Source organism: Vibrio atlanticus (assembly GCF_024347315.1).
Classification (GTDB): Bacteria; Pseudomonadota; Gammaproteobacteria; order Enterobacterales; family Vibrionaceae; genus Vibrio; species Vibrio atlanticus.
This window is the reverse complement of record NZ_AP025461.1, coordinates 871,435-896,679: the sequence shown is the minus strand read 5'-3', so window position 1 is coordinate 896,679 and position 25,245 is coordinate 871,435. Positions and strand designations below refer to the sequence as shown.

Here is a 25,245-nt window from a genome sequence, read left to right as displayed (position 1 = left end):
AACTTTAATCTTTATCTCTCCAACAATTTATCCTTATTAAAGAGAAGATTTTATGGCGACAAATTGGCGACAGAATCTCCCGAAAGACAAAGTTATATGTTTTTATACGCAGTTAAACTTTCCATAACCTATTGATATTTATTCTAACACCTTGAAATACAAGACAGTCGTTTAGTTCGGTTAAGTTCTAACTTTTAACTATAAAACAAACTAACGCTCCCCAAACGCGACACTCACGTTGGTATAAATCGGTTTCCATAAATACTGGAATACTGACTTCTCACCGGTTGTAATATCTACCTCGCCCGTCATACCTGGCAAGATAGAAAAGCTCTCAGGATTATCACGGAAATAGGGAACATCCACCGAGACGACGACTTCATAATAGATCTCGCCACGCTCGCTTTGACTTGTGGTCGGTGAAATACTCTCAACCGCCCCTTTTAGCGCCCCAAAGCGGCTGTAATCAAACGCATCAATCTTGATACGAGTCGGCTGCCCTACACTCACAAAACCAATATCTCTTGGCGACAAACGAGCTTTAAAGTCGGCTTTCCCACCAACAGGAACAATTTCAACCACAGTGCCACCCGGCTGAATAACACCTCCGTTCTTTGTACTTGGCAGGCTTTGCACCAAACCTTGTAGCGGCGACACTAACATGGTGTTGGTCAGTTTCGCTTGGCTTGAACGTACTCTGGCGTTCAGGGCTGACAAGTCAGAGACGGCTTTAGAACGATCATCGCTCACTTTAGCTTTCGCCTCGGCCAGAAGCTGTATGATTTTTTGGTCATTACTGTCAGCTTGTCTAATCAATACCGACTTCTTGCCACGAGCTTCTTCAATTTTCTGCTCAATACTGGCCAGTTTTTGACGCATTTCAAGCACACGTAAGCGTGAAATGTTGCCCGATTTATAACCCTTTTCTAGTATATTCAACTCTTGCTTAGTCGCATTCAACTCTTTCTCATAACTCGGCAAGGCCTTTTCTACACTACGAAGCTGCTCTGCAATTTGTTCGCTCTCTTTCTCAAGCACCACACGCTTTTGGAAGTAGAGGGCTTTTTGCGCGTTCAGCTGCGCTTTTTGTTGGCTGACGATCTCTGGGTAATCGACCTCAAACTCAGCAAGGTTAGGCTCACGCTGCTCAAGCAGCGCATTCATACGTTCCACACTGGCTAGAAGCGTCACTTGTTGGGACTTTAGCTCTTCAAGGGCGGTACGCTGGAAAGTGGCATCAAACTCAACAAGCGGCTGGCCTTTCTCAACCAACTGCCCTTCTTTAACGAGAATTTGCTTTAACTTCCCGCCAATCGCGCTTTGTAATACTTGCTTCTCGCCTTCCGGAATCACAGCACCTTTGGCTTTGGCGATTTCATCAACTTGAGTGACTACAGACCAAGTGGCAAAAGCAATAACACATAAGGCAACCGACCATGTGGCCAGCGCCAATGTACGAGCCGTATTTTGTGATTCAACAAGTTCACCGTAGCGCTTGCCCTTCTCGATAGATTGTTTAGTCATTAGCGACTCCTTGCTTAGACTTTGATTGTTCTTGTTGGGCTGCATTTTTTTGAGCAGACGCCTCTTGAGTTGACGGCTGTAGCTCTTGAGATAACGGTTGCTCAGATAACTGCGGTTCTTGAGAAGCTTGAGGCTCTGAAGGCTGTTCCTGCTTCGAAGACTGCTCCGGCTCTAATGGACCGGCATAAACCACTGCACCTTCATTTAATACCACCACTTTATCGGCAAGCTTGATTAAATCCGGATCGTGGGACGTGTAAATCACCGTTGCTTTTCCTTTTTTCGACTGCACAAACTCACCAAATATACGTTTAGCATTTGGGTGAGCATCAGGCACAGGATTATCCATTAAGAACATTGGGTAGTCATAAACCAGCGCTTTTGCATCAATGAGGATCTGCGCGACGCTGCCAGACAACATGTCAAAAAGGCTGTCCGGCTGAATACTGCTGATGGAAGTATCGAGCCCACCTGATAATGTCTCGAACCAACGCTTTCCGCCCACCATTTCAATTGCAGATATCATTTTCTTATCTTCGACTTTGTGACCGTCGTTTAGCCACTCTCGAATACTCAGCGTAAGCAAATCAGGATATGCGGCTCGAATAAAACACCAGTGGCGATAAAGCTGCGGATCGTATTGAACGAGGTTAACGCCTTCAAGCTCAACCATGCCATTTTGGATAGGCTGCAAGCCAGACAGCACTTCAATTAATGTTGATTTACCGCTCCCAGAAGGGCCGGTAATCGCGACAATTTCACCGGCTTCAATATCAAAACTCACACCATTCAAGGCCGGGCGACTCTGTTTGGGATAGCGCAGTGTCACTTGCTCTAATTTCAAGTTAGGCGCTACCACAGGTAACGGGTGATGCTGGTAACTGAATTCACGCTCAGACGGCTGAGACAAAATACGGTTCACTTGCAGCTTGGATTGATTAAAGCTATTAAAACGCATCGCACTGTTTGCCAACACCTGAGCTGGACCCGTCACCTTAGATATCAACATCATTGAAGCAATCAAACCACCGGGCGTCATCACTTGTTCAAAAATAAGTCCTATTCCTAACCCCATCGCGGCGAGTGTCGACCCCACACCAATGAAATAGTAAATCGAGGTGTACCGGCTCTGGAGAACCGATTGATTAAAGGTCACTGTTGAAGCAAGAAGATTGGCTTTTTTGAAACGTTGAATCCAGTGCTCTGAGAATCCAGCACTGCGAATAAAGGCAAGCTTGGATGACAGCTCATTAGTCATGTTTTGACGATTCGTACCTGCCACTGTCGATTGCATCGAGCGCTTGCTGCTAGAGCGTATCGAACGTTTTGCTAGCAAGTAATAAAGGATTAAAGAGACGACTGGAACCAGTACCAACCATCCGCCTAAAACACCTATCGCAAGTACAAAAATAAGAATGAATGGTAGGTCAAATAACGCATTTCCTAATGGCCCCGATAGCACACCTGAAATACGCTCTGACAACATCACTTGGTTTTGCTGACTAGAAGAAGCTGTTTGCTGATTTTGAGCATAGCTATTACGAAGCAGACGCTGCACGAGGGATTGAGAAATCTCACGACTTACTCGGTTCGACACTGAAGCAAACACGCGGCTACGTAATGTTCTCAACCAACCCATCATCACAAACAACAACGCCGCGCCAATGGCGATACCTTGCAACTCATGCCCTGCATCACCGCCAATCACATGGTCATAAATCGACATCGTGATGAAAGGAACGGCAAGCGCAAATAAGTTAGTGATAAAGCTGACCAACAACAATTTAGGAATGATGGGACGAAACGCATGTAACCTTTCGCCAACCCAATCAGGAGAGGCCTTCTCTAATGGTGGCCCTTCGATAACGATGCAAAACTGAGGGACATCGGTGATGTCGTCATTGGCATTAAAGGCAACAAATTGTTTGGATTCTAAATGACCAGAGACAAGCTCATTTTCACCAAGCACCAGCAAGACCAATTTATGTTCACCAACGTCATCTAGGTTGGCAACCAAGCGATAAGGCAGTGCAAGCCTGTCGAACAAGGCAAACATATCGTCGATTGATTCAATGCCATTTTCATCGACCCATTGATGTGCGAACAACTGGATATTAGCATTAACTTCCAACTGCTTAAGAACGGAAAGGCTCTCGGTTTCTAAATGGTTCATCACCTCTTGTCGACCGCTGGTATCTGCACGGTTGTTCGTACCTGAAGGGTTACCAATATCTAAACGATTCATACGACGGCCTCCTGATTGCTCTCGCTGTCGACCGTAATAGCTCGACTTTCCACTGTAATGATTCGATTAGCCAATTCGCGAAGCTTCGAATGGTAGCTCACCATCAGTATCGTGCGTCCTGCCGTTACTTCTTCTTCCAACACCTTAGCTAGATTCCCAAGGGCGTCTAAATCAAGTGAAGAATCCGGCCTTTCCAACATGATTATGGGTTTATCACTTGCCAATTGAGCCGCGATATTGAGCATTTTCACGTTACCCATACTCAACAAAGAAGCACTCGTATGGCCAATTTGTGTCTCTAGTCCATCGGGTAATCGAGTAATCTCTTTGGTTAAACCCAAACGCTTTGCATAGTCACTGGCGCTTTGCGTTTTCTCAGGGTCAAACCCGCACAAGTTGTCGAGAATAGTACCCGACACCAACTGCCCTTTAACGCCACAGTAGGCCACAATATTGGTTACGGATGCGATTGAAACTGCAGCTCCGTTAATGAAGCACTCCCCCGCTTTTAGATCATCAATACCTGCAATCGACGACAATAAATGACTGTTAGTGTGGCGATCCTCACTCTCTAACAATACCAACTCACCTTTATTCAGTGTGACATCTGCATGAGAGAGTTCACCGTATCTTTCAACGGTCGCTTGCTTGATTTCCAACGTCTCAAAGTCAGATAAAGGGATCTCAGGTTGCTCAGAATCTGAAAACTCAGATAGTGACAAGTCACTCAATTTTTCAATTGCCTGATTAGCACTGTGTATTGAATTAAGCTTGATTCGAACCCCAACCAGTGCACTCAAAGGCGCAACCGCTCTGCCAGATAAGATAGAACATGCCGCCAAGCCACCAGTAGTTAACTGACCATCCAACACCCATAAGCTCCCCGTAATCACGAGTAACACTGACGTGGCTAATGCGGCAAGCTGAATACATTCTTGGGCGAAGGCGTTCTGTTCTTCTTCTCTCGCTTTAGACTGAGAGCGAACATTATTGAGGGATTTAAACTGGTTGAAGATTCGAGACTCAACGGCCTGACGTTTTATTCCTTGAATGGTTTGGCTCAGCAAAATCAAGAACGCTTTTCGCTCCTGCTCATCTTGGGAAGCCTCTTCACTTAAGCTTTTTACGCGAATAGAAGATAACCAAACGATTCCAAGAGTAATCAGCCAAACTGCCAAAGGTATCGCCACCAGCTCACCGCCGATGTAAGCCACCAAGCCCAAGAAGATCAAGGCAAAAGGCAAATCAATAAAGCCTGCAATCACACCACCGGAATACCAATCTTTGACTTTGGATACAGAACCAAGCCCCTCTTCCACGCCGCCAACACCAATGTGGCGGAGATGGCCTGATGAAGCCGTTGTTACTCTTTCAACCAAAGTTTGATAGGTCGCTTTCTCGGTATTGCTGGCCGCGGCTGACAAAAGCCAAGTACGCACAAACCGGATTAATGCTTCCATGGCAACAGCCAACGCTGCACCCGCCAACAACAAAGTGGCAGTACCGTAACTTTGGTTAGGTAAAATACGATCGTAAATTTGTAAAACCGTTAACGGAACGGCGAGAGAGAGAAGATTTATGAGTAAAGAAGGCAGTAGGACTTTCCCCACCACCCCTTTGTTTTTCATTGAACTTGCGGGCATACACAATCCTTATCCATGCTTATGAAATAAGATTGGTACACCATGTTGAGTATTGCAAGGTAACGGACTGATTTAACGTGTTTTTCAATATAAATATGACACAGATCTTTCTATACAAATCTGTGGCTATACCCGTACCTTAAAAACGCACCTTACAAATGCTCGTTACAAGCGCTCCTTACAAACAATTGTCGTAATCCGTTATCGCCTGCTTTAACTTTGAAAAGTCTGAGTTACATAAATACGGTTTCAGCGCTTCAAATTTATCTGAGGGCCACTCGTATATTTTGAATGACATGAGTTCGTCAATAACGGACTCACCAAAGCGGTATTTGACGACTTTAGCTGGAGAACCACCGACAATGCTGTATGGAGCGACGTCTTTAGTCACCACACTATTCGCTGCAACTACAGCGCCTTCGCCAATCGTCACACCGGGCATCACCATCGCTCTCATGCCTAACCACACCCCATCTTCAATGTGAGTGCCACCTTTGCCAATGTAGGCATCGTCGATGACATCCATAAATGGATACAGCGAAAACCAATCAACTCTGTGGGTATGGTTGCCACCCATCAAAATCACGACCTCTGCGCCAATACAGACATAATCACCGATATAGAGTTCGTCGATTTCCCATCGAGGCTCCCACTGGCGGCTGACTTCGTCGCCGTGTAAATAACGCACTACCGATTGTTCAAAACCGTTATCCCAGCAATCACTGTAATAACTGTGTTGACCTTTTACATGAATATTGGGGTTGGTTACGACTTCATGCAACAACTCGAATTTGGACCAATGCTTCTTTTGCATTTTTACCTCTGAATGATCTATTTAGTTTTATTCGTTTCAATATCAAAGTGTTCGACGATGCAAATCCAAGGTGCACAAACTAACGGCCCACAAACACAGGGTTCACAGGGACGAATAGTGAGTATCACGCTTAAATCATAGCAATGTCGCTAAAACTAAAGAGGCGTCAGTGGATTCGAGGTTGCTTAAGAAGAGGAAGTAGTTTCAAAGTTTGCCCAGTTTTTATCGATAACTTGGTTGGATAATTTACAGGCGTAGTGTAACTGTTTAGTCGCGCCAATTTGACAGGAAGATGTGAGTAATAAGGTTTCAAATTTCGTTTCGTGGAATACGGAATGAACAAGAGCCTGCGCGATTACACAGGCTCAAACTTAGACTCAGCTATAAACTTCGGAGCTCGCTTGGAGCTGGGCTCAGCGACTACATGCGTGCAAGCTGTACTTTTCTGTCTTTATTCACCACGCAGAAGTTACCGCGCTTAGTACGACACTTAGAGCATCGTTCGCATTCAACAGGGCTTCTATCCCCTTCCTTCCAACGCTTAACCAAATGTGGTTCAGAAAGCAGCGGTCTTGAAAGCGCGAAGTATTCAATGCCCGTGTTATTTGCGATGGCTTCAATGGCATCGAAATCCGTTAGGCCGCCAACCGTGATCACCGGAATATTAACGTCTTGGCTGATAGCATGACCATATTCGTGAAAATAACCTTCAGCTTGAATGATGAATCCATCGTGAGATTCGCCAATCATGGTGTCGGCTTTGCCATGGATGTTGCCTGACACCACGATGCCATCAACACCCACTTCTTCTAACTTTTTGCACACGAGACGTGTTTCATCGAAGGTAACACCACCTTCAAAAAACTCCGAAGCTGTAAGCTTAACCAAGATAGGGAAATCATCTCCCACCAACTTACGCGTCGCGATATAGATCTCTAACAAGAATCTCATGCGGTTTTCTAAACTACCGCCGTACTCATCTTCACGTTGGTTGTAGTAAGGGCTTAAGAACTGATTAATCAGGTAAGTGTGAGCGGCATGAATTTCAACGCCATCAAAACCTGATTTTTGTGCTCTCAAAGATGCTTGAGCAAACGCATCAACAATGTAGTCGATCTCATCATTGGTCATCGCTTTGCCTAGTGTTTGAGTTCCTTTTTCTGGAACCTCACTTGGTGCGTAGATCACTCGTTCGCCAAGATCATGCGTGGTTTTCGTGCCACCATAAGCCAATTGCATCACGATTTTAGAGTCGTTGTCGTGCACCAATTGAGTCAGCTTTTGATACTCTTCAATGAATGAGTCGTTATACATCCCCATCATGCCCGCATTTGGCTTTTCTTCTTCAACGATGTTCGCGTAACCCGTTACGATCAGGCCGACTTCACCTTGAGCCAACTCTTCATAGATAGCGTACAGTTTATCTGTCATATGCCCATCTTCGGTAGCCATATTTTCCCACGTTGCACTTCTCATGAAGCGGTTCTTTAGTGTCATCTTGCCAATGTGGGTTTCTGTAAACAAAGTGCTCAAGTCTTATCCTCATTAAATCTTTATTATGTTTGCCCATTTTAAAAGACAAAAGAGAACCACTTCTTTTTCACAAAGTGACTCTCTTTTGTCCATTACTGAATGGGCGTTGATTTATGCGGATAGTACAGAGAATAAGGCGAGGAAAACTTAATCTAGATTAAGAGAGCAGTACTCTCACATGAGAAAGAGATAAAAAAGATTGGGAAATAGAATAAAAGAAAGTCGCTCAGTTTTAATAAGCGACTTTGTTCAATTTAATCTGAACTAAGTCAATGGTTCTTACGAGAGGTGTCCACCTGCGAATTGCTGCCTGCTAACAGCTATTTAAACTCATAGGTGTAAGATGCACCAACACTGTTGTTTTCACCGAAGTCATCCTCAGCAAAGATAGTGAAGAAGTTGAATGATTGAGCATCACTCAATTTATAGCTCGCACCAACGCCAGCCCAATAGCCTGAGTAATCGTCAGAACCCATTGAACCACCACCAAATCCCATGATAGACCATTCATCGGTTATCGTTTTTAAGCCAAACGCACCAATATAGCCACCGTGTGTTGAGCTCGGCATCAATACATAGTCAGAGCCAACGTTATCATCATCGAATACGGCTACTTCACCATCGTTATAGCTGTAGCCAGCCATTGGGAAGATTTGCCAACCGAACGGCTCAATATCGAAATAGCTCAGTGGTATAAATGTGCCAATACTGTAGTTGTTCTTATAAGCATCGTTATCATATTCAGAACGGCTAAAGTTGAAATTCACGATACCCATCGGCAACAGCCATGAACCGCCTAATCGCCACTCTTCGCCGTCCGCATTGACACGAGCATTGATCATTCGCGCTTCATCTAAACCGATAGAGCCTGAGAACTGCAAATCTTCGTTATAAGCAACGCCCGCTTTGGTCACGATTTTAGTCGGATCATCAGGGTGCTTCTCTTCAGCCAAAGCACCCATCGATCCGAGCGTTGCCGTAGCAATAAGTAATAGATTACGTAATGTCATTAGAAGGTCGCACTAACGCCAACAAAGTGGATACGACCGTCGAATGAGCCATCTACCATAAATCTGTCCATATCAACCGACCCTAAATCAGCGTATTCGTAGAACACGTCGATTGAAATATCATCCCAGTAAGTAGACGCGCCTACCGAGTAGCGATATTGCTCGCCTACTGGAAGGTCAACATACTGCATTGTTGGGTCGTCTTGCGGAGAGGTTTCGTAAGAGATGCCGGCTTTTAGACGCCAGTCTGAGTTAAGTTGATAATCAGCACCAACCGCAAATTTCCAAACATCATCCCAGTCACGATCGATCTGGAGCCCCCCTATTTGGGTTCCAAAATCGAGAACAGTAGTATCCCACTCACTCCAACGGTGCAGCTGAATACTCGTCAACAGGTCAAGCTGTTGGTTCAACGCATAACTCGCACTTAAGTCAATAATTTCTGGAACTACAATATCTGTAGATAAAGAGTTCAGTAGTCCGATATTTGTTGGACCTTTTACGTCATTATTGAACTCATGTTCTAGCTTCGAACGGTAACTCGCACCCAACTTAAGCTTATCTGTCGGGGTATACATCACGCCAAGGTTATAGCCGTATGCCCAATCTGTGTCTTGTTTGACGGTCAACGCAGATGTTGACTGTTGTAATGCAGCCCAACTCAATTGAATACCCGCGCCAACAGACCATTGGTCATTCAGTTGATAGCTCAGTGACGGGTTCACCTGCATCGCAGTAAGAGTGATATCTTCAAGTAAAGGGCTGCCTGCCCACTCACTGCCATAATCAAGGCTTGAGCCACCGACAGCGCCAAGTGCGATACCAAGGTGCAGTTGGTCTGTTACTTGATGAGCATGAAAGGCACCAAATGAGGGAAGAACTGAGTGCCCTTTTCCATCATCGCTAGAGTCTTGGTTGTCTTGATATTTCATCTCAAGATCGAACGCCATGGTATTGATGGTCGTTTTGCTTTCGCCCATGTGAGACATGGTTGCTGGGTTAGTCCACATCGCAGCAGCTGAACGAGAGTAAACACCGTCACCTGCACCAGTTGTACCGGCATTAGCAATAACAGCTTCTTGTAAAAATAGACCACTTGCGAAAGCATTTAAACTTGTAAAAATTGCGGTGGCAGCTAGCGAGTAAGTAAAAGTTTTGTTCATCAGATTGCTCATTTAGCCTTAGACATTAAATTGATCTAAGGTTACCGCAAAGCCCTATAAACAATGGGAATACCCATTATTACTTTACAAGCGTTATTTGAACTTTCTAGCGACGTATGGACGCGGCTTGTCTCGATGAATTTCACGTTGAGCAGCAATTGCTCTGTTCTTACCTAACCCTACCTTTATTTGATACCAAGTCTCGTAAAATAAGGCGAACCCAGGACTGGACCACCAAGTCTTGTTGTAGAGTTTCTTATTAGCAGCGACAACATCTGGCGACCGATTCGCGCACTCAAGTGCCAACGCATAGGCTTCAGCGTAAGGGTCTTCAGCAATCTTGGTCACCAATCCATATTCTTTCGCGGTTTCACAGTCGATCACTTTGGCCGTCATTGCCATTTCTAAGGTGTGATCTTTACGCATCAGCTCTCTAAATGCGATAGCGCCTCCCATGTCAGGAATCAACCCCCACTTCGCTTCCAATATCGAGAAATTTGCATCAGGGCTAGCGATTCTAAAATCACCACCACTCGCTAATTGAAGCCCACCTCCCCAACAACGCCCGTGAATCGCAAAAATGACAGGGCATGGAATATCTCGCCAACCCAATGAAAAGCGTTGTGCAGCGTTAGGCAATGTCGGTAGCCATTTAAACAACAGCTTCATCGCCCCGGATTTACTGGTCAAAAGAGACTTAACATCAAGCCCTGAACAAAAATCAGAACCCTCGCCTTTTACTATTACAGCTCGAATCTCGGTGTTCTTTTTCAGCTGAGTCACCATGTTATTCACGCCTTGAAACATTGCCATATCAATAGCATTGAGCTTATCGGGTCGATTCAAAACAACCGTCGCAATTTGGTTTTCATCAATGGAACAAGTAATACGATCGAGGTTTGGCATGGTGGCTACCTTATCAGTGGTCAGACCTTTAGATTATACATTTTATTAACATATGCCAAACTTGCACATTGAGAAGCGAGACCTGTGTTGCTTAACGATTCTCCCTTACATAAACAACATCAACAAAAAAGCAGTGATGGATCGCTCCATTCACTGCTTTTCATTCGTAGCTTTGATAATCAAGGACTCTCAGTTTTGGGAGAACCTATGTTCTTCGAGATTTCAATAACAAGAAGATGAAGTAACTGCCACCAATAATGGAAACTAACGTCCCTGCTGCAAGCTGCGCTGGGAACACCACCACTTGCCCTAACCAGTCTGCAAATAGCATGAGAGCAGCACCAATTAAAAACGACAAGATGATCTGCTCTCGAACCAAGCGAGCCCCCATCATTGCAGCGATATGCGGAGCTAACAAGCCGACAAATGCGACTGGCCCCATGGTGGTTGTCACGACCGAGCATAAGATCGCAACAATACACAACAATGCCACGTAGGCGAGATTGATATTTAACCCTCTGGCACTCGCGAACTGACGTCCAGTCGCAATTAAGGTCACCCAACGACTCAACAGTAAAGCAGCCCCGATAGAAGCCGTTATCACCATGGCCAAAATCATTGCTGATTCAGGTTCAACACGATAGGTAGACCCCGCTAACCAAGCCAATAAAGTGTATTTCCCCTCACCCACTCGCGTTAAAGAGAATTGCACCAAAGCTTCTAGCATTGCGGTGAGCGAGATACCAGTCAGGATTAAAATAGACGGCGCAAACTGGTGCTTCTTGCCAAGAAGTAACAATAAACACAGTGCAATCGCACTGCCCAAAAACGCAACCCACGGGCTCAAGGAGTGAATCGAATATCCCATAAACAGGCTACTGAAAATCAACGCCAGAACTGCGCCCGCCGACACACCAAGAATGTCCGGGCTTGCAAGCGGATTGTAGACTAACCTTTGTAAAATTACGCCAGCAACCGCCAAACCGCCACCAGCGAATATCGCGGTTAACATTCTCGGCCAACGAATCGACCATTCAAAAGCGTCTGGGATAACAAAATAGCCCATATCAGAAGAAGGCTGTGAGAGCGTACTCAACGCCAACAACCCGAAAAGCACTGTGCCCAACAAGAAGTAAGCCAAAGGTGAAATAAACTTTGGGCCTTTAGGCATCGAGAAAAACAGCTGATCTTGAGCCGATAATTGCTTTCTCGCAATAATGATCAACGCTGGAGCGCCAATCACCGCGGTTGCCGTTCCTGTTGGAATCATATCCAAAGACCATTGCGCCAAGAAAATCGCCAAGCTGTCGGTCACACAAAGCAGTAGCGCACCTAATACACAGCTTGCGACGAGTTCAGATTTGGCCTTTAGAAAACCTAAATGCCTCGCAATGTTCGGAGCTATCAAACCAATAAAGCTGATCACGCCCACTGAGGTAATCGACACTGAGACCAACCAAACGCCAATTGCCATTAGCACAAAGAATGTTGCGCCAATATTGAGCCCGCGTGCTGCTGCCCCTTCAGTGCCAATCGAAAGTAAAGTCAGGACTCTTGGCGCCAATAAGAAGATGGCGAAGATCGGAAGTAGCTTAGGCATCAGCCAAATTACTTGTTCCCAACCATTCTGCCCTAGATCACCCGCTCCCCATACAAACAAGTTCTGTGCGTACTGGTCGTTAAGCAAGATAATTGCTGTCGCAAATGCCCCTAGCAACAAGTTGACCGCCATGCCCGCCAATACAATTGGCAAGCCGCTCATGTTTTTGATTCCGACAATAGAAACAATCAGCCCCATCGCCAGCAGTGCACCGATCAGAGCGAACCAAACTGAATACTGAGCGACCAACATCGGCGCAACCACATTCAGAATAACCAGACCAAGCCATGCTCCTGACGACGTACCTAAAGTAAGCGGCGACATCATTCGGTTCTGCGTCAGTTGTTGAAACAGGCTACCTATGGTGCCGAGTGTTCCGCCAACCAAGATCGCCATGACCAAGCGAGGCAAGTTGACATAGATTAACGCCATCAACTCGAATGAATCATCAACCATTGAGTTGAATGCCGCGCTGTCACTGATCAGTGAAACTTGCTGGAGCAGCTCACCGATAGGGCCAAATTCAGATTGCCCTAACCATAAATGAACAAGGGAAGCGAAAAACAGCGCTGCCCCCATCACCAAACCACTGGATTTCATTACTGCTCCGCTAACGTCAACAGCGATTGCGCCATAGCTTCTGCGTTATACAAAATCGACATGGCACCGCCGTAACTCCAACTTGCCGCTACTGGGCTAAATTGACCATTACGAACAAAAGGCATGCTCTTCCAAACCGGAGAACGGTCTAGTTTGTCTTGATATGGGAAAGGTTCAAAGTAAAGTGCAATGCCCTTCTTTACGTTCTTAAGCTCTGTCATTCGTTTTTGACTGATGCCCCACTGACTCGCAGGAAGATCCATCGCATTTTCAAAACCTAACTGTTCAAGCGCATATTGTGGAATCGAGTTATCGCCATAAATGAACACAGAAGTTGTGCTCGCAAAACGGAAAGAGGTCACTTTCGGTTTGTCGCCCGGATACGCTTTATCCAGTTCAGCCTTAAGGACAGCGATACGCTCATCCATTGCGGCCAGCTTTTGGTTCGCTTGTTCTTCTTTACCAAGTAACTGGCCAATCTTCTTGAAGTTCTCGATAGCAGCCGCAGCATTGCTGTGCTGGTCACTGTACGTTTGGTAGTAAAGTACGGGCGCAATTTCAGAGAGTCGATCCTGAAGATCTTTCTGCGGTGAAGCGATGAGAATCACATCAGGGTTTAGCTTCTTCAAAGCAGAAAAGTTGGGCTCAGTTCGAGTGCCAATGTCCGCCACGCCTTCTGGGATCGCAGGTTGAACAACCCAATCGGTATAGCCAGCGATATCAGGCACTGCCACTGGTGTTATACCGAGTTCAATCACTTGTTCGGCTATGTCCCAGTTCAGCGCCGCCACTCTAACAGGCTGAGCTTCAAGGGTTTTAACGCCCTCGCTGTCTTCAACTTGGTAATCGGCCATCGCATTAAACGATAAAGCGCTCGCTAATACGGATACCGCCAGCTTTATATGCAAGCTCTTTATTTTAGAAACATGGGAAGCTATTCGTTGTAAATTCATATTGTTGCCTACTCAATCTAAATTCTATATTTATTCAAACGACAAAAGCAGCCCAGTAATGGCTGCTTTAAATTGATAACCCTAACTTAGTTAGAATTCGTAATTAACATTAAATTCTACAGTTTGCTCTTGACCGTACCAGCAATAGCTCTCATTCCAACAAGTGTAATACTCTTCATTGAATATGTTATTTGCAACGACATTAGCTGTTGCGTTCTTAAGCGAGCTGTTAACCTCTCCTAAGTCATAACCTAGAGACAAATCAACTAAAGTATATGATGGTACTTGGCCTTTATTTTTGTCTGACGTATCGTTTAGAACAGTTTCTCCCACATAACGCACGCCACCGCCAACTCTCAGACCACTCATTGCACCACTACGTACAAAATAGTTAGCCCAAACATTTGCAGTATGATCTGGTACAAATACTGGTGTTTGTCCGATATTTGATGCATTTCTATCTTCCGTAATTTCCATATCGGTGTATGTGTAGTTCGCTAACACATCCAAGTTATCAGTGACTTGTGCTCGTCCTTCTAACTCAATACCTTGTGAGCGAATCTCACCAACTGAAGTCCATGGTGAAGCGCCATCAGGACGAACTCCAACATTTTTCTTATTCACTTGGAACAGAGCCATCGAACCTGAAATCATATTCTCATATGAGTCATACTTAAGACCAAACTCGACTTGTTCACCGGTTTCAGGATCTAAGTTATTACCGTTAGTATCTAACTTTACACTCGGTTCAAAACTGGTAGCAAAGTTAGCAAATGGAGATAAACCGTTATCAAATTTGTACAAAGCACCTAAGCGGTATGAGAAATTAGTATCATCAGTATCCGTTTTACTTGGTGCACCACCAAATACTGATACTTTTGTCGTTGTTTCGACTTTGTCAAAACGACCACCAGCAATGAACACCCAATTATCAATCAACATCTGGTCTTGGAAATAGAAACCAAGCTGACTCACTTCAATGTCGTTATTTTGATAATACGTTTTAGTAAAATCATTCGGGTTCAGCTTATCGTTATTTGGATTGTAAAGGTTGATGCTATCAACACCTGCGAAAGCGTCGTAGGCTACATCACCCTCTGTGTTTCGATAATCCACACCAAAAAGTAAATAGTGATCCAATGAGCCAGTCGACACTAAGCCCGATAGTTGGTTATCAACACTAATACCCGTAGAACTTTCATCGGTGCTATATGCCGAACGAGCTAATGAGCCAGTTGAAGCATCAAAATTGCCACTGCTAGTACTTTCTTGATAAAAGTCAGTTTTCATATAACGGAAATTCTGAAGAAATGCCCAATTTGAGTTGAAATCATGGTTAAATTTATAACCAGTAATCAAGAAATCACGTTTGATGGTGTTGTAATTAACATCCCCGGCAAATGTCGAAGGTGAGACTTTTCCTGATTCAATCGCCGCTAATGGGAGTGTCACGTTCTGACCTAGTGCAGGGTCATTCTGATAATAAAGATTGAAGTTAATAAAGGTTTTATCAGACACATACCAATCGATTGATGGCGCAATCACATAGCGCTCTTCCTCAACGCCGTCTACTTGCGTATCTTTCTTACGACCCAGAGCAACCAAGCGATAAGCAACGTTGTCACTCAAAGCACCCGTTGTATCAATTGAAGCTTCAACTAAGTTATCTAAACCCGTTGCTAAGCCAACTTTCGTCGACTCTTCGAACTTAGGCGCTTTTGCAATGATATTAACCATGCCTCCTGGTGGCATTGATCCGTAAAGAACCGATGTTGGACCTTTAAATATTTCCAAACGCTCCATCGCAATAGGATCAATCTGAGGTTGTACGTTCCATCCAGGAAGGATTGGCAACATCATTCCGTCATAATAGTTATTCGTAGAGTCAAAACCGCGAATTTTAACCCAATCACTAAGAACCACTGCACCACCTTTATTCTCGGTTGATACACCTGGTGCATAACGAAGAGCTTGCATTACAGACTTAACACCACGTTGTTCCATCTGTTCGCTTTCGATAACGTTAAGTGTTTGCGGCGTTTCTTCTGGCGCTAAAACGGTTTTCGTTGCTGTATTACGGTAGGCTTTACCCATAACAGTAATAGTTTCTACATTCGAATCTGCGGAAGTAGCGGTATCTTTCGCGAATGCTTGCGCTGAAAACGCAGTCAGCAACGCGACTGCCAATGATGAATACTTAAAACGAGTGTGAGTGGTCATGATTCCCTCGGTACCAATGCTTAATTGTAAATAGTAATAAATCTCATTTGCATTGTATGTATCTAGAGAAGGGATAATTAACAATTTGGTGCAAATTCAAAAAGAACTTGGCCTATTTTGAGTAAAACTAGGTCAATTGCTGATTAAACACACAATTGTTCTAGTCGCATTTGACCTAGTAGCGTTTGACCTTGTAACCTTTGACCTTGTAACACAAAGGCTTTTGAGAAGGGGGGAGAAAGTCGGAGGGCTGAAATATGACTACGATTTAATAATTGGAACCCAGTACTCCATTTCCGCATCAGAAGCATGCGCTTGATAACCAAATGGGTACATCTCAAGTTCATAACCATCAACGCCACGATAACCTGAATTTGGAAGCCAATTAAGCACAAACCAACTTAGAGTATGGGGTAGATGCTCTATAGGACCACGGTGCTTCACTACAGCATAGGTTTGCTTCGGAATCGTCAGCACCTCTAACTTATCAGAGATAATACTAGGCAGTTGCGGGATAGAGATCTCATCATGAAGCTCAACGCCCGCCCAATAGTAAATATTGGTTCCGTCAAAACAAGACTGAGTCAGGTCAACAACGCCAATAAACTGGAGCATGTTGGCGTCAGGGATTTCAACCTCACCTTCTAAACGTGACCATAGCTGAGGGACTTTCTGCGCGAAGTCTTGCGTGAGTGAAAACAAGCCACTGATTTCCGATGTCATTCCTTTCACTAAGAAAGGCTCTCTTTCATCAATGCGTACTTCCACAAAGCTTAACGCCCTATTTTCAGAATTACTCACCGTTTCTGATACTTGTATCGGCTTTTTTAACCCTACTCTTTTGCCTGCTTTTCTATACTGACTTGGGCTTACCCCAAACATTTGCTTAAACGAACGGCTAAAGCTTATTTCTGAATTGAATCCGAGACCAAGCGCAATATCGATAACACGATCTTTTCCATCAAGCAGCTCTTCGGCAGCCTGACTTAACTTTAACTCTCTCACATAGTTCGCCACGGTAAGCCCGGTTTCGGCTTGAAACACTCTTTGCAGCTGCCAACGAGACCAACAGCTTTGCGTCGCCAAATCTTCTAGCGATAACGCAGAGCTAAGATTCGCATGGATATAAGCCAGAACGCGGCTGATACGGTCAAATGCAGGTGTGTTCATATTCAAGCTTTCATCTTCTCTATTTTTGACTAGGGCGGGTTGGGTTCAACAATACTTTTATCACTTAAAGTGGCTTTTATCACTGAAAAAAGGACAGCCCACCCAAACTTTATAAATCTCAAAAACGTAAAAAGCACCGAGTAGATGCCCCATTTTGTATGGTTATCCTCGACTATGTTCGTTATGATAACGCAACTGATTCTCATTTATTGATTTAAGATGCTTCCCCAACTGCACAATATTATCACTCGTCGGAAAGCCCCGTCTCTACATCAAAAAATCTTCGCTTACTCAAAACAAGTGAGCCCTTATTTAAGCGGAAGCTTTGGTGCACATAATAACAAGAGCATTGCGGTAACAAATGAGAATAGCCATAAAGAGCTCAAACGAGTTTACGATGGTCTTTCGCAAAGCCACCCAGAAGCAGGCAAAGCGTATTGGTTAACGCGAACCTGGGATCTCGTGTGTTGGCAGCCTATCTATGTGACTTTCATTTCTATCTATGGGCTTCATTCATTGCCCGACATCAAGAATATCGGTCAATTTAGATACAAAGAGTTCATTACTGGCTACCGCTTCTTTAATGGTGATCATCAACATGGTTCACCAGAAGAGCTGATTCCCGATGCTGGTGAAGCCATTCTTGCACTGACTGAGTTTTATCGAAGCCAGATCAGTGAATGGACACGTATTCGCCCAGGATTTACCAATCATTTATTGGCCGATCTATTGTTAGGCAGTTTGATAAAACTTCAGCAACACGAACCAAGCCTGACCAACGATTACATTATTGCGCAAGCTAAGCTTTGGTTAGAAGCATGCCAGTTGTCTGAAAATCATTTAGACAGCCTTAAAGTGGACTCTAGTTCGAGGATGTTAAAACTGATCAGAATCAGCTGCTGCCTGGTTTATAAGTGCGATTCAAGAAAGTACTGTGATAATTGCCCTAGGCATCCAGACAACAAAAAAATCGCTTAGTCACGCCATTTATTAAAGTTCAATACGACGAGCCTTCTCCATTGAGCTTCGCTACTGACCTAATTACAGGACTGACATGTTTCAGCTTTCAAACATCAAAGTTATTCGTGATGAACGAACCATTCTCTCAATCGAAGACCTCGCGATTCCGACCAATGAACTGACAGTCGTTCTTGGCCATAATGGTTCGGGTAAATCTACACTCGTTAATTTGCTCTCTGGGCAGATGTCGCCGGATCACGGCAGCGTGGAACTAGACGGCACTTCCCTCTCTTCATTCAAAAGCAAAGATTTAGCGAAAAAAATTGCTTATTTACCGCAAAAGCTCCCCGCTTCTGCTGGCTTAACCGTAGAAGAGTTGGTTCGTTTAGGACGTTTTCCATGGAGAGGCGCGCTAGGCCGTTGGAATTCAGAAGATAAGTCGATTATCCAACAGGCGATGGAAAGAACCGGTGTCACTGAATTCTCGCAAGCCTTGGCGGATGATTTATCTGGAGGAGAACGTCAACGCGCGTGGGTATCGATGTTGTTGGCTCAACAATCACCAGTACTAATCCTTGATGAACCAACTTCGGCACTGGATGTGCATCATCAGTTTCAGCTTATGGGTTTACTGTCTGAACTCAACAAAACGGAAAATGTTGGGGTGATCGTCATTTTGCACGATTTGAATTTAGCACTGCGTTACGCGACACACATCGTTGCACTGAAAAAAGGTCAGATTGCTTTTGAAGGCAGTGCGGATAAGTTACTTGATGAACAAGCGCTATCAGCTTTGTATGAGTCTCCGATTCGACTGATCGATCATCCAGTTCCAGCTAAGACAGCAGCAAGTGAGAAGGTTGCAGTCGTCTGTGAATAGTTCGGGTATTTCAGCTTAAGTCTAAGCTCTAAGCTCTAAGCTCTAAGCTCTAAGCTCTAAGCATAAAGAAGGCCATTGAAGTCTCAGAACTTTAATGGCCTTTTCGTTTTTCACTCGCTAGCTAAATAATTAAATAACTAATTAACTAATTAGCTCAGCTGCGACTCTCTCGCTTCTTGACTACTGAAACCACGTAAAATATTAATCAGAGTAATAATAGTGAACAACATGATGACAAGCGATAAATGCCACGCTTCTCCTAGCCCTAGTTGAACTAGCCCCATACTCACCATTGAAGACACCACCATCTGCCCGCCGCCAGACATCGCAGCAGCCGCGCCAGCGTTCTTCTTATAAGGCAACATCACCAACGCCTGAGCACAAGGCAACGCAATACCATTGCCAAGAATCATCAAGAACTGGCCAAGCATGAGATACAAAGGCTCAAGTGGGCAAAAGAAAAGCCACAACGCCGCAGAGATATGCAATACAGGGGTACATAACAGAGTTTTCTTGTTGCCCAACATGGGGCGAATACGGTTACATAAACTTGTTCCACCCAGCATGCCTAAAGCAGGAATCACCGCCCACATCGCGTATTCATCAGACGTCATGCCAATCTGGTTTTGCATAATAAATGGCATCACTGATACGGTAGTGATCATCAAACTAAAGTTAAGCCAGCCAATACTCGCAAAACTCATAAAATAGCGAGAAGTTAGCAACTCTTTGTATTGAGAAACCATTTTATTTGGCGAAGGAATAGCGGAGATCTGAGTGACGGTTTCCTTAAACTTGAACGCCAAAACCATCCAAGCTAATGAGACATAGCCAAGTAGCGAGATGAACACCATGCTCCAGCCAAAATGGAAGTTAATAAAGCCGCCGATTACGGGCGCAATCAAAGGTGTAATAGACGCGACCATCGCAATGTAGGACATAGCTAAAGGTAAATCTGCCCCACTGAATCTATCCCGCGTGGAAGCACGAGCAAGTACAGCGCAACAACCCGTTCCTAAGCCTTGCAGAAAACGTCCCATCACCATGCTAGTAAATGAATGGCTAAAGAAGATGATCATCAAGAGGCCAAGCATCGCAATCAACAAACCACTTAACAGCACCTTCTTACGCCCTAGAGCATCGGAAATTGGGCCATAGATAAACTGAGAAGGTCCAAAACCTAACAAATAGACACTCACCAGAAGCTGAGCTTGCTCTAGCGAAACATCAAAGTCTTTCGCGATCCATGGTAATGATGGAAATACCAGCCCCATACTGAGTTGGCCGATGCTGATGACCAAACACGCAAGTAGGATCGATTTAAAGTCAAATCGACGACTCATGATGTAAAGTATCCAATATAACAGCTGTTTTGAGATCGGGTGGTTTGAGAATAGATAGCTTGAGTATCAACCTGACAACATACAGACAGAGAAAACAGCGAAGATGTTGCAAGGGTAGTATTCATTATGCTCCGAAGGAATCGAATAGAGAATGGCAGGCTAAACATACGTGAGCTTGCTTACTCATACAACACTGGTTGAACTAAATAAATGAATAGTCACTTTTCAGTAACCCAACCTTTGCACCTGTCGACCACAAGCTAAACTAATACCACGTCATGAAAACAAAGGACTCCCATGAACAATCATCATCGTCTTATTTCCTGTGCTTTGGCACTCATCGCATCGAGTCCAATATCCTCTGCTTTTGCATGGCAAGTAGAGAAGATCACCGACGGACTCGTGATCCCTTGGGGGTTGGCTTATATCAACGATAACTCCATGCTAGTAACAGAAAAAGCTGGCGTCATTAAACAGGTTGATTTAAAGACGGGTGAGCAAAGCACGCTGTTCAGGCTGCCCAATGTTTGGGCGAAAGGCCAAGGTGGTCTGTTGGATATCGCGCTCTCCCCTTTTGAAATCGGAAAGTTCTACGTCACTTACAGTAAAGACGTCGATGGTGAAGGCGTAACGACACTGGCTTCTGCTAATTACAGCAATCATGAAGTTACCAATTGGACAGACGTGTTTGTATCTAAATCCAGAACGGACACCGGACGTCACTTTGGTAGCCGTATCACCTTTGATGATAGCCACCTGTATTTTTCAATCGGCGACCGTGGTGATCGAGACAACGGCCAAGACACCATGACTCACGCCGGATCAATATTACGATTGAATGCTGATGGAAGCACACCAAGCGATAACCCGTTCTCGGATAACAGCAAGGTACTCAATGAGATTTGGAGCTATGGCCATCGTAATCCACAAGGCTTGTATTACGACTTCCCGACCCAGAAGCTGTGGTCGATTGAACACGGCCCGCGAGGTGGTGACGAAATCAACCTAATTAAAGCAGGTGCCAACTACGGGTGGCCTGTCACATCACACGGAAAAGAGTATTGGGGCCCAATTAGCGTAGGCGAGTCTGAAACTAAGGATGGCATTGAAGCGCCTAAAAAAGTCTACGTTCCTTCAATCGCTCCGGGCAGCTTGATTGTTTACCAAGGTGACAAATACCCAGAGTTGAAAGGAAAGCTGCTGGCCGGCGCGCTTAAACTTACCCACATCAATATTGTGACAGTCAATGGACAAGGTGAAACAATTAAAGAGGAACGTATTTTAGAAGATTTAGGCGAGAGGATAAGAGACATTGAAACTTCACCAAGCGGCGACATCTTTTTCAGTACCGATAATGGCAACCTGTATCGCTTGAAAAAGTAGTCAAAAGCTCGTTCCAATAGACACATGATGCTTACCGTGAGATTTATAAATATAAGCCGTTAAAATTGGGGCCAGGCACCAATTAGCGGCTTAATAATTTGGAAAATAAATGTGCCAAAACAGTGCAATTACTCCAAATTCGTCATCAATTTCGACCACCTTTTTCACAAAAACTACAACAAATCACCATACAACTGTAACTCCATGATATTTAAGGAATGCAAAGTTTGACTACCCCCAAGTTTCTGCAACCTTTCACTATGGATTCGATTGACTATCCCCTAATTTGATTTAGACTTCATCTCGGCTAGAAAGAAAGTTCTTTGTATATAAACATTTCGTTGGATTACTAGTAACCCCGTTGTGTTGTACGCAATAGCAATAAACTTTTCCGCGCTATCAGTGCCACAATTGGCTCAAAATAAAAATTTAATTTTAGGATATCATCATGTCTAACACAGTTACTGGTAAAGTAAAATGGTTCAACGAAACTAAAGGCTTCGGCTTCATCGAGCAAGAAAACGGCCCAGACGTATTTGCACACTTCTCTGCAATCACAGGCGATGGTTTCAAAACTCTTGCTGAAGGCCAACAAGTTGAGTTCACTGTATCTCAAGGTCAAAAAGGCCCACAAGCTGACAGCATCAAAGTACTTTAATTTAGTATTTTAAAGCTTTCTAAAAATAGCCAGCCTCTGCTGGCTATTTTTTTACCCGCTATTCAGAGATTTAAGGTAGTTAGTTCTATTCAACGTTTTCGCGAACGTGAACACATTCTTAGAAGCAACACCCATCCTGTATGAAATGAAGCTCATCGGTAAATCAGAGAAACGAACAAGACGCCCTACAACCGATGAAATAGACCTGTTGAAAGAAGCACTAGAAGAACGTGAGCAACGCAGAGAAAACAAAATCCCCTACTCCGTGCTTCTAGACTTCAGCATCCTGAGCTGTATGAGAGTCAGCGAAGTCTGTGGTATTCGCTGGGAAGACTTAAACGAAGAACTTAGAACAGTGATCGTACGTGACCGAAAAGACCCACGTAAGAAAGAAGGCAACCATATGGTAGTTCCTCTGCTTGGTGAAGCATTTGATATTGTAATGAGGCAAGAGCGTAAAGGTGAGTTGATATTTCCATATAACCCACGCTCAGTTGGCCGAGGCTTCGTTGAAGTGTGTCAAAAGGTTGGGATTGATAACCTGCGCTATCATGACCTACGCCGTGAAGGTGCAAGCCGTTTGTTCGAGAAAGGCTTTACGATTGAGGAAGTTGCACAAGTAACTGGGCATAGGAACCTAAATACCTTGTGGCAGGTTTATACCCAGCTGTTCCCACATAAATTGCATGACCGTAAAATATAAAAGCGATTAATGGTTTGTAGTGAATATAAACAGATTGACTCGAAGGGACCTGTTTGTGCTCACAAATAGAATCCCTTCCCAACGGTGAACAAAAGCTATTAAACCTATCAAAGTTCCTATACAAAAACTTGTCAGTTATATTGCTAAATTAGGATATAACTGATTAGCTGAATCAAACTGAAAATGCCGAGCGTTAGGAATTCCTCTTAGACGCTTTGTATGGAGCTAGTCGCCCCAACCTACTCGACCATCACACGCGACACACCCTTTAGCGAAACTAAATTCCAAATCGCCATTGTTTAGAGAATTGCACCAACCGCATTGCTCCATACACTCAGTAACGGTAAAGCAGCTAGTGCATACAAATTCATCCGCTTCTGTTCTCACTACTGTTTCATAACCCTCACAAAAGCTACAATGACCAAGGTCCCAAGAGTTATCGCCTTCCTTTGCCGCCATATATGAAGCCCCTTCATCCCCTAAAATATCTAGAAGGTCGCTAGGTTCATACTGTTTATCGCAACTTAGGCAACTTCCAAAACCCTCATTAATAAACGTTACATCCTTACCACAGTTAGAACACGCAACCGTTAAACATTTCTCTTCATGCCGACAGACTAAACAAGTGCTCTCCTCAACTAAACAACCTGCTTTAGTTTGGCGCATAGACTCAAAACCACATGACGAGCAAGTCCGGACTTTTTCACCTTTCTTTTTAAGTATTTCTATTTGCTCTTTCTTCTGGTCATAAACAACTTGCAGATAGCTATTTAATGATCGTAGCTTCCAGTCAATAATAGCCAGCTTACTTTCCCATCCGGAAAACACTGGTCTCCATCTAGTACCAATTAAATTGTGTAAAAATTGCCAAGCAGATAATTGCTGTTTAACTATTTCCTGAACATTCTTTTTATTATCAATATCACTGTGTGCTTCATGGAAAAAATGTACTACCTTGTTTCTATGGTTAGTAACATCTTTAAATGCTTGCAACTCTTGCTTTGTGAGCCCGCTTTGTACGACCTTATCAAGACGATCAGTAGCGGTTGACAAGGAAACTGATTGAAAATTCCCGGAAACGAACTTGTTCCAGTCCGGTTTCTGATTGTCAGATATGACTAATGTCCAATGCTCATGCATTAACCTAGCTTTTAAAATTAGCTCCAACGCTGCATGAAAGTGAATAATTGAATATTTTGGGCGCTGCTCTATATCTGAGACAGACATATCTAAGAAATCGAACGCATTCTCAACTAACCTTTCAAACATATCTTTTTTAGACATACTAAACCCTTTTAAACTTGTGCTGCATAGCCCTTTTAAGGTGTGAGCAACGCAATACCAAAGCCGCCGCAAATCAACTTAACCACAACAACCAACGCATAGTAAGAATGCCACATATCGCGAATCCCTCTTGAACAGTTTGCTATGTACGTTGTGCAATCAGTGCAGAGATATGTCCCCACACCGCTTTCTTGCGCTCCAACTCGACTAATTCAAACCGCTTGATACCTAGTATGGTTTCTATTTTAGAATCTGGAACAAATTTACCTTCAAGAGGATGAGTATCTGCTCCATAAATAGGTTCGCGTACTTTATTAAATTGATCTGCGGTAATGTCTATCACTCGGCCATCTACTTCAACCCAGTAATGATGTTCATCAGATGAGTGTTTGTAACCATGAACAACCAAGAACTCTTTATCTGGGAATTTTTGAGCCAGCAGTGCAGCCAAGAAATATGAAGCGCTTTCACAGCTATTTTTGGGAAAGCTGTAGAAAAAAGGCAGATCAATATTTTCCTTATTTTCTAAGAAGACTTCTCTCACCATTTTTGAAAATTCGTACATTTTTCCTCCAAGTACAAAACAGCCGGTTAAGTGGACAAATAACCGTTGGCTATAATCACGAAGCGATGGCCTATTGTTATTTTTCCAT

General features: G+C 44.1%; 19 protein-coding genes and 1 pseudogene. 5 read left to right on the top strand and 15 right to left on the bottom strand.

Going from position 1 to position 25,245, the window contains the following annotated elements; translation table 11 throughout:
• Nucleotides 1-210: 210 nt before the first annotated feature.
• The 12 genes from OCV30_RS19670 to OCV30_RS19615 all read right to left on the bottom strand — a co-directional run bounded on the left by OCV30_RS19670 (nt 211) and on the right by OCV30_RS19615 (nt 17,381).
• The gene (locus OCV30_RS19670) at nt 211-1,524 is read right to left on the bottom strand and encodes an HlyD family type I secretion periplasmic adaptor subunit (RefSeq protein ID WP_017098437.1); all 1,314 of its coding nucleotides are present in this window, start codon (nt 1,522-1,524) and stop codon (nt 211-213) included.
• Nucleotides 1,517-3,769 carry an ABC transporter transmembrane domain-containing protein gene (locus OCV30_RS19665; RefSeq protein WP_065679952.1) on the bottom strand — a complete coding sequence of 751 codons (2,253 nt, stop codon included), beginning with the start codon at nt 3,767-3,769 and terminating at the stop codon, nt 1,517-1,519. The genes OCV30_RS19670 and OCV30_RS19665 overlap by 8 nt, the downstream gene beginning before the upstream one ends.
• Nucleotides 3,766-5,412: an ABC transporter transmembrane domain-containing protein gene (locus OCV30_RS19660; RefSeq protein ID WP_065679951.1), complete on the bottom strand. Its 1,647-nt coding sequence runs from the start codon at nt 5,410-5,412 to the stop codon at nt 3,766-3,768. The genes OCV30_RS19665 and OCV30_RS19660 overlap by 4 nt, the downstream gene beginning before the upstream one ends.
• 178 nt (nt 5,413-5,590) lie before the next feature.
• Nucleotides 5,591-6,226: a CatB-related O-acetyltransferase gene (locus OCV30_RS19655; protein WP_065679950.1), complete on the bottom strand. Its 636-nt coding sequence runs from the start codon at nt 6,224-6,226 to the stop codon at nt 5,591-5,593.
• Between the two features lie 420 nt (nt 6,227-6,646).
• Nucleotides 6,647-7,702 carry an NADH:flavin oxidoreductase gene (locus OCV30_RS19650; RefSeq protein WP_244499059.1) on the bottom strand — a complete coding sequence of 352 codons (1,056 nt, stop codon included), beginning with the start codon at nt 7,700-7,702 and terminating at the stop codon, nt 6,647-6,649.
• A 377-nt stretch (nt 7,703-8,079) separates the two neighbouring features.
• A complete protein-coding gene (locus OCV30_RS19645) occupies nt 8,080-8,769 on the bottom strand; it encodes a hypothetical protein (protein WP_065679948.1) in 690 nt (229 codons plus the stop codon).
• The gene (locus OCV30_RS19640; RefSeq protein WP_065679947.1) at nt 8,769-9,932 is read right to left on the bottom strand and encodes an OmpP1/FadL family transporter; all 1,164 of its coding nucleotides are present in this window, start codon (nt 9,930-9,932) and stop codon (nt 8,769-8,771) included. Before OCV30_RS19640 ends, OCV30_RS19645 begins: the two co-directional genes overlap by 1 nt.
• A 93-nt stretch (nt 9,933-10,025) precedes the next feature.
• The gene (locus OCV30_RS19635) at nt 10,026-10,838 is read right to left on the bottom strand and encodes a crotonase/enoyl-CoA hydratase family protein (protein WP_065679946.1); all 813 of its coding nucleotides are present in this window, start codon (nt 10,836-10,838) and stop codon (nt 10,026-10,028) included.
• Between the two features lie 205 nt (nt 10,839-11,043).
• Entirely contained in the window at nt 11,044-13,038 is a 1,995-nt protein-coding gene (gene fhuB / locus OCV30_RS19630) for a Fe(3+)-hydroxamate ABC transporter permease FhuB (protein ID WP_065679945.1), read from the bottom strand.
• Complete coding sequence (locus tag OCV30_RS19625; protein WP_065679944.1) at nt 13,038-13,991, bottom strand: iron-siderophore ABC transporter substrate-binding protein; 954 nt, start codon at nt 13,989-13,991, stop codon at nt 13,038-13,040. Before OCV30_RS19625 ends, fhuB begins: the two co-directional genes overlap by 1 nt.
• Nucleotides 13,992-14,081: 90 nt before the next feature.
• A complete protein-coding gene (locus OCV30_RS19620) occupies nt 14,082-16,211 on the bottom strand; it encodes a TonB-dependent siderophore receptor (protein ID WP_065679943.1) in 2,130 nt (709 codons plus the stop codon).
• A gap of 261 nt (nt 16,212-16,472) precedes the next feature.
• Nucleotides 16,473-17,381 carry an AraC family transcriptional regulator gene (locus OCV30_RS19615; protein WP_017103741.1) on the bottom strand — a complete coding sequence of 303 codons (909 nt, stop codon included), beginning with the start codon at nt 17,379-17,381 and terminating at the stop codon, nt 16,473-16,475.
• Between the two features lie 219 nt (nt 17,382-17,600).
• On the opposite strand from OCV30_RS19615, the gene OCV30_RS19610 reads away from it, so the two are divergent.
• Together OCV30_RS19610 and OCV30_RS19605 are read left to right on the top strand one after the other, a co-directional pair.
• Nucleotides 17,601-18,359, top strand: a complete 759-nt coding sequence (locus OCV30_RS19610; protein WP_065679942.1) for a siderophore ferric iron reductase — start codon at nt 17,601-17,603, stop codon at nt 18,357-18,359.
• Nucleotides 18,360-18,435: 76 nt separating this feature from the next.
• Complete coding sequence (locus OCV30_RS19605; RefSeq protein ID WP_065679941.1) at nt 18,436-19,221, top strand: ABC transporter ATP-binding protein; 786 nt, start codon at nt 18,436-18,438, stop codon at nt 19,219-19,221.
• Nucleotides 19,222-19,370: 149 nt separating this feature from the next.
• Here OCV30_RS19605 and OCV30_RS19600 read toward each other — a convergent pair whose 3' ends face one another.
• Entirely contained in the window at nt 19,371-20,564 is a 1,194-nt protein-coding gene (locus OCV30_RS19600; RefSeq protein ID WP_065679940.1) for a multidrug effflux MFS transporter, read from the bottom strand.
• A 297-nt stretch (nt 20,565-20,861) separates the two neighbouring features.
• Between OCV30_RS19600 and OCV30_RS19595 the strand changes: the two genes are divergently transcribed.
• The 3 genes and pseudogenes from OCV30_RS19595 to OCV30_RS19585 form a co-directional block, all read left to right on the top strand.
• Entirely contained in the window at nt 20,862-21,947 is a 1,086-nt protein-coding gene (locus OCV30_RS19595) for a PQQ-dependent sugar dehydrogenase (RefSeq protein WP_065679939.1), read from the top strand.
• A gap of 448 nt (nt 21,948-22,395) precedes the next feature.
• Nucleotides 22,396-22,605 carry a cold-shock protein gene (locus OCV30_RS19590; RefSeq protein WP_004731543.1) on the top strand — a complete coding sequence of 70 codons (210 nt, stop codon included), beginning with the start codon at nt 22,396-22,398 and terminating at the stop codon, nt 22,603-22,605.
• An 85-nt stretch (nt 22,606-22,690) separates the two neighbouring features.
• Nucleotides 22,691-23,308 (top strand): annotated as a pseudogene (locus OCV30_RS19585) (site-specific integrase); the annotation flags it as partial.
• 225 nt (nt 23,309-23,533) lie between these two features.
• Here OCV30_RS19585 and OCV30_RS19580 read toward each other — a convergent pair.
• Nucleotides 23,534-24,592 carry a hypothetical protein gene (locus OCV30_RS19580; RefSeq protein ID WP_065679938.1) on the bottom strand — a complete coding sequence of 353 codons (1,059 nt, stop codon included), beginning with the start codon at nt 24,590-24,592 and terminating at the stop codon, nt 23,534-23,536.
• A gap of 142 nt (nt 24,593-24,734) precedes the next feature.
• Nucleotides 24,735-25,157, bottom strand: a complete 423-nt coding sequence (locus tag OCV30_RS19570; RefSeq protein WP_065679936.1) for a hypothetical protein — start codon at nt 25,155-25,157, stop codon at nt 24,735-24,737.
• Nucleotides 25,158-25,245 lie beyond the last annotated feature (88 nt).

Bases quoted from the DNA above. Each gene is read 5' to 3' on its own strand.
- OCV30_RS19670 (WP_017098437.1), bottom strand. From the start codon at position 1,524: ATGACTAAACAATCTATCGAGAAGGGCAAGCGCTACGGTGAACTTGTT.
- OCV30_RS19665 (WP_065679952.1), bottom strand. From the start codon at position 3,769: ATGAATCGTTTAGATATTGGTAACCCTTCAGGTACGAACAACCGTGCA.
- OCV30_RS19660 (WP_065679951.1), bottom strand. From the start codon at position 5,412: ATGCCCGCAAGTTCAATGAAAAACAAAGGGGTGGTGGGGAAAGTCCTA.
- OCV30_RS19655 (WP_065679950.1), bottom strand. From the start codon at position 6,226: ATGCAAAAGAAGCATTGGTCCAAATTCGAGTTGTTGCATGAAGTCGTA.
- OCV30_RS19650 (WP_244499059.1), bottom strand. From the start codon at position 7,702: ATGAGAAGTGCAACGTGGGAAAATATGGCTACCGAAGATGGGCATATG.
- OCV30_RS19645 (WP_065679948.1), bottom strand. From the start codon at position 8,769: ATGACATTACGTAATCTATTACTTATTGCTACGGCAACGCTCGGATCG.
- OCV30_RS19640 (WP_065679947.1), bottom strand. From the start codon at position 9,932: ATGAACAAAACTTTTACTTACTCGCTAGCTGCCACCGCAATTTTTACA.
- OCV30_RS19635 (WP_065679946.1), bottom strand. From the start codon at position 10,838: ATGCCAAACCTCGATCGTATTACTTGTTCCATTGATGAAAACCAAATT.
- fhuB (WP_065679945.1), bottom strand. From the start codon at position 13,038: ATGAAATCCAGTGGTTTGGTGATGGGGGCAGCGCTGTTTTTCGCTTCC.
- OCV30_RS19625 (WP_065679944.1), bottom strand. From the start codon at position 13,991: ATGAATTTACAACGAATAGCTTCCCATGTTTCTAAAATAAAGAGCTTG.
- OCV30_RS19620 (WP_065679943.1), bottom strand. From the start codon at position 16,211: ATGACCACTCACACTCGTTTTAAGTATTCATCATTGGCAGTCGCGTTG.
- OCV30_RS19615 (WP_017103741.1), bottom strand. From the start codon at position 17,381: ATGAACACACCTGCATTTGACCGTATCAGCCGCGTTCTGGCTTATATC.
- OCV30_RS19610 (WP_065679942.1), top strand. From the start codon at position 17,601: ATGCTTCCCCAACTGCACAATATTATCACTCGTCGGAAAGCCCCGTCT.
- OCV30_RS19605 (WP_065679941.1), top strand. From the start codon at position 18,436: ATGTTTCAGCTTTCAAACATCAAAGTTATTCGTGATGAACGAACCATT.
- OCV30_RS19600 (WP_065679940.1), bottom strand. From the start codon at position 20,564: ATGAGTCGTCGATTTGACTTTAAATCGATCCTACTTGCGTGTTTGGTC.
- OCV30_RS19595 (WP_065679939.1), top strand. From the start codon at position 20,862: ATGAACAATCATCATCGTCTTATTTCCTGTGCTTTGGCACTCATCGCA.
- OCV30_RS19590 (WP_004731543.1), top strand. From the start codon at position 22,396: ATGTCTAACACAGTTACTGGTAAAGTAAAATGGTTCAACGAAACTAAA.
- OCV30_RS19580 (WP_065679938.1), bottom strand. From the start codon at position 24,592: ATGTCTAAAAAAGATATGTTTGAAAGGTTAGTTGAGAATGCGTTCGAT.
- OCV30_RS19570 (WP_065679936.1), bottom strand. From the start codon at position 25,157: ATGTACGAATTTTCAAAAATGGTGAGAGAAGTCTTCTTAGAAAATAAG.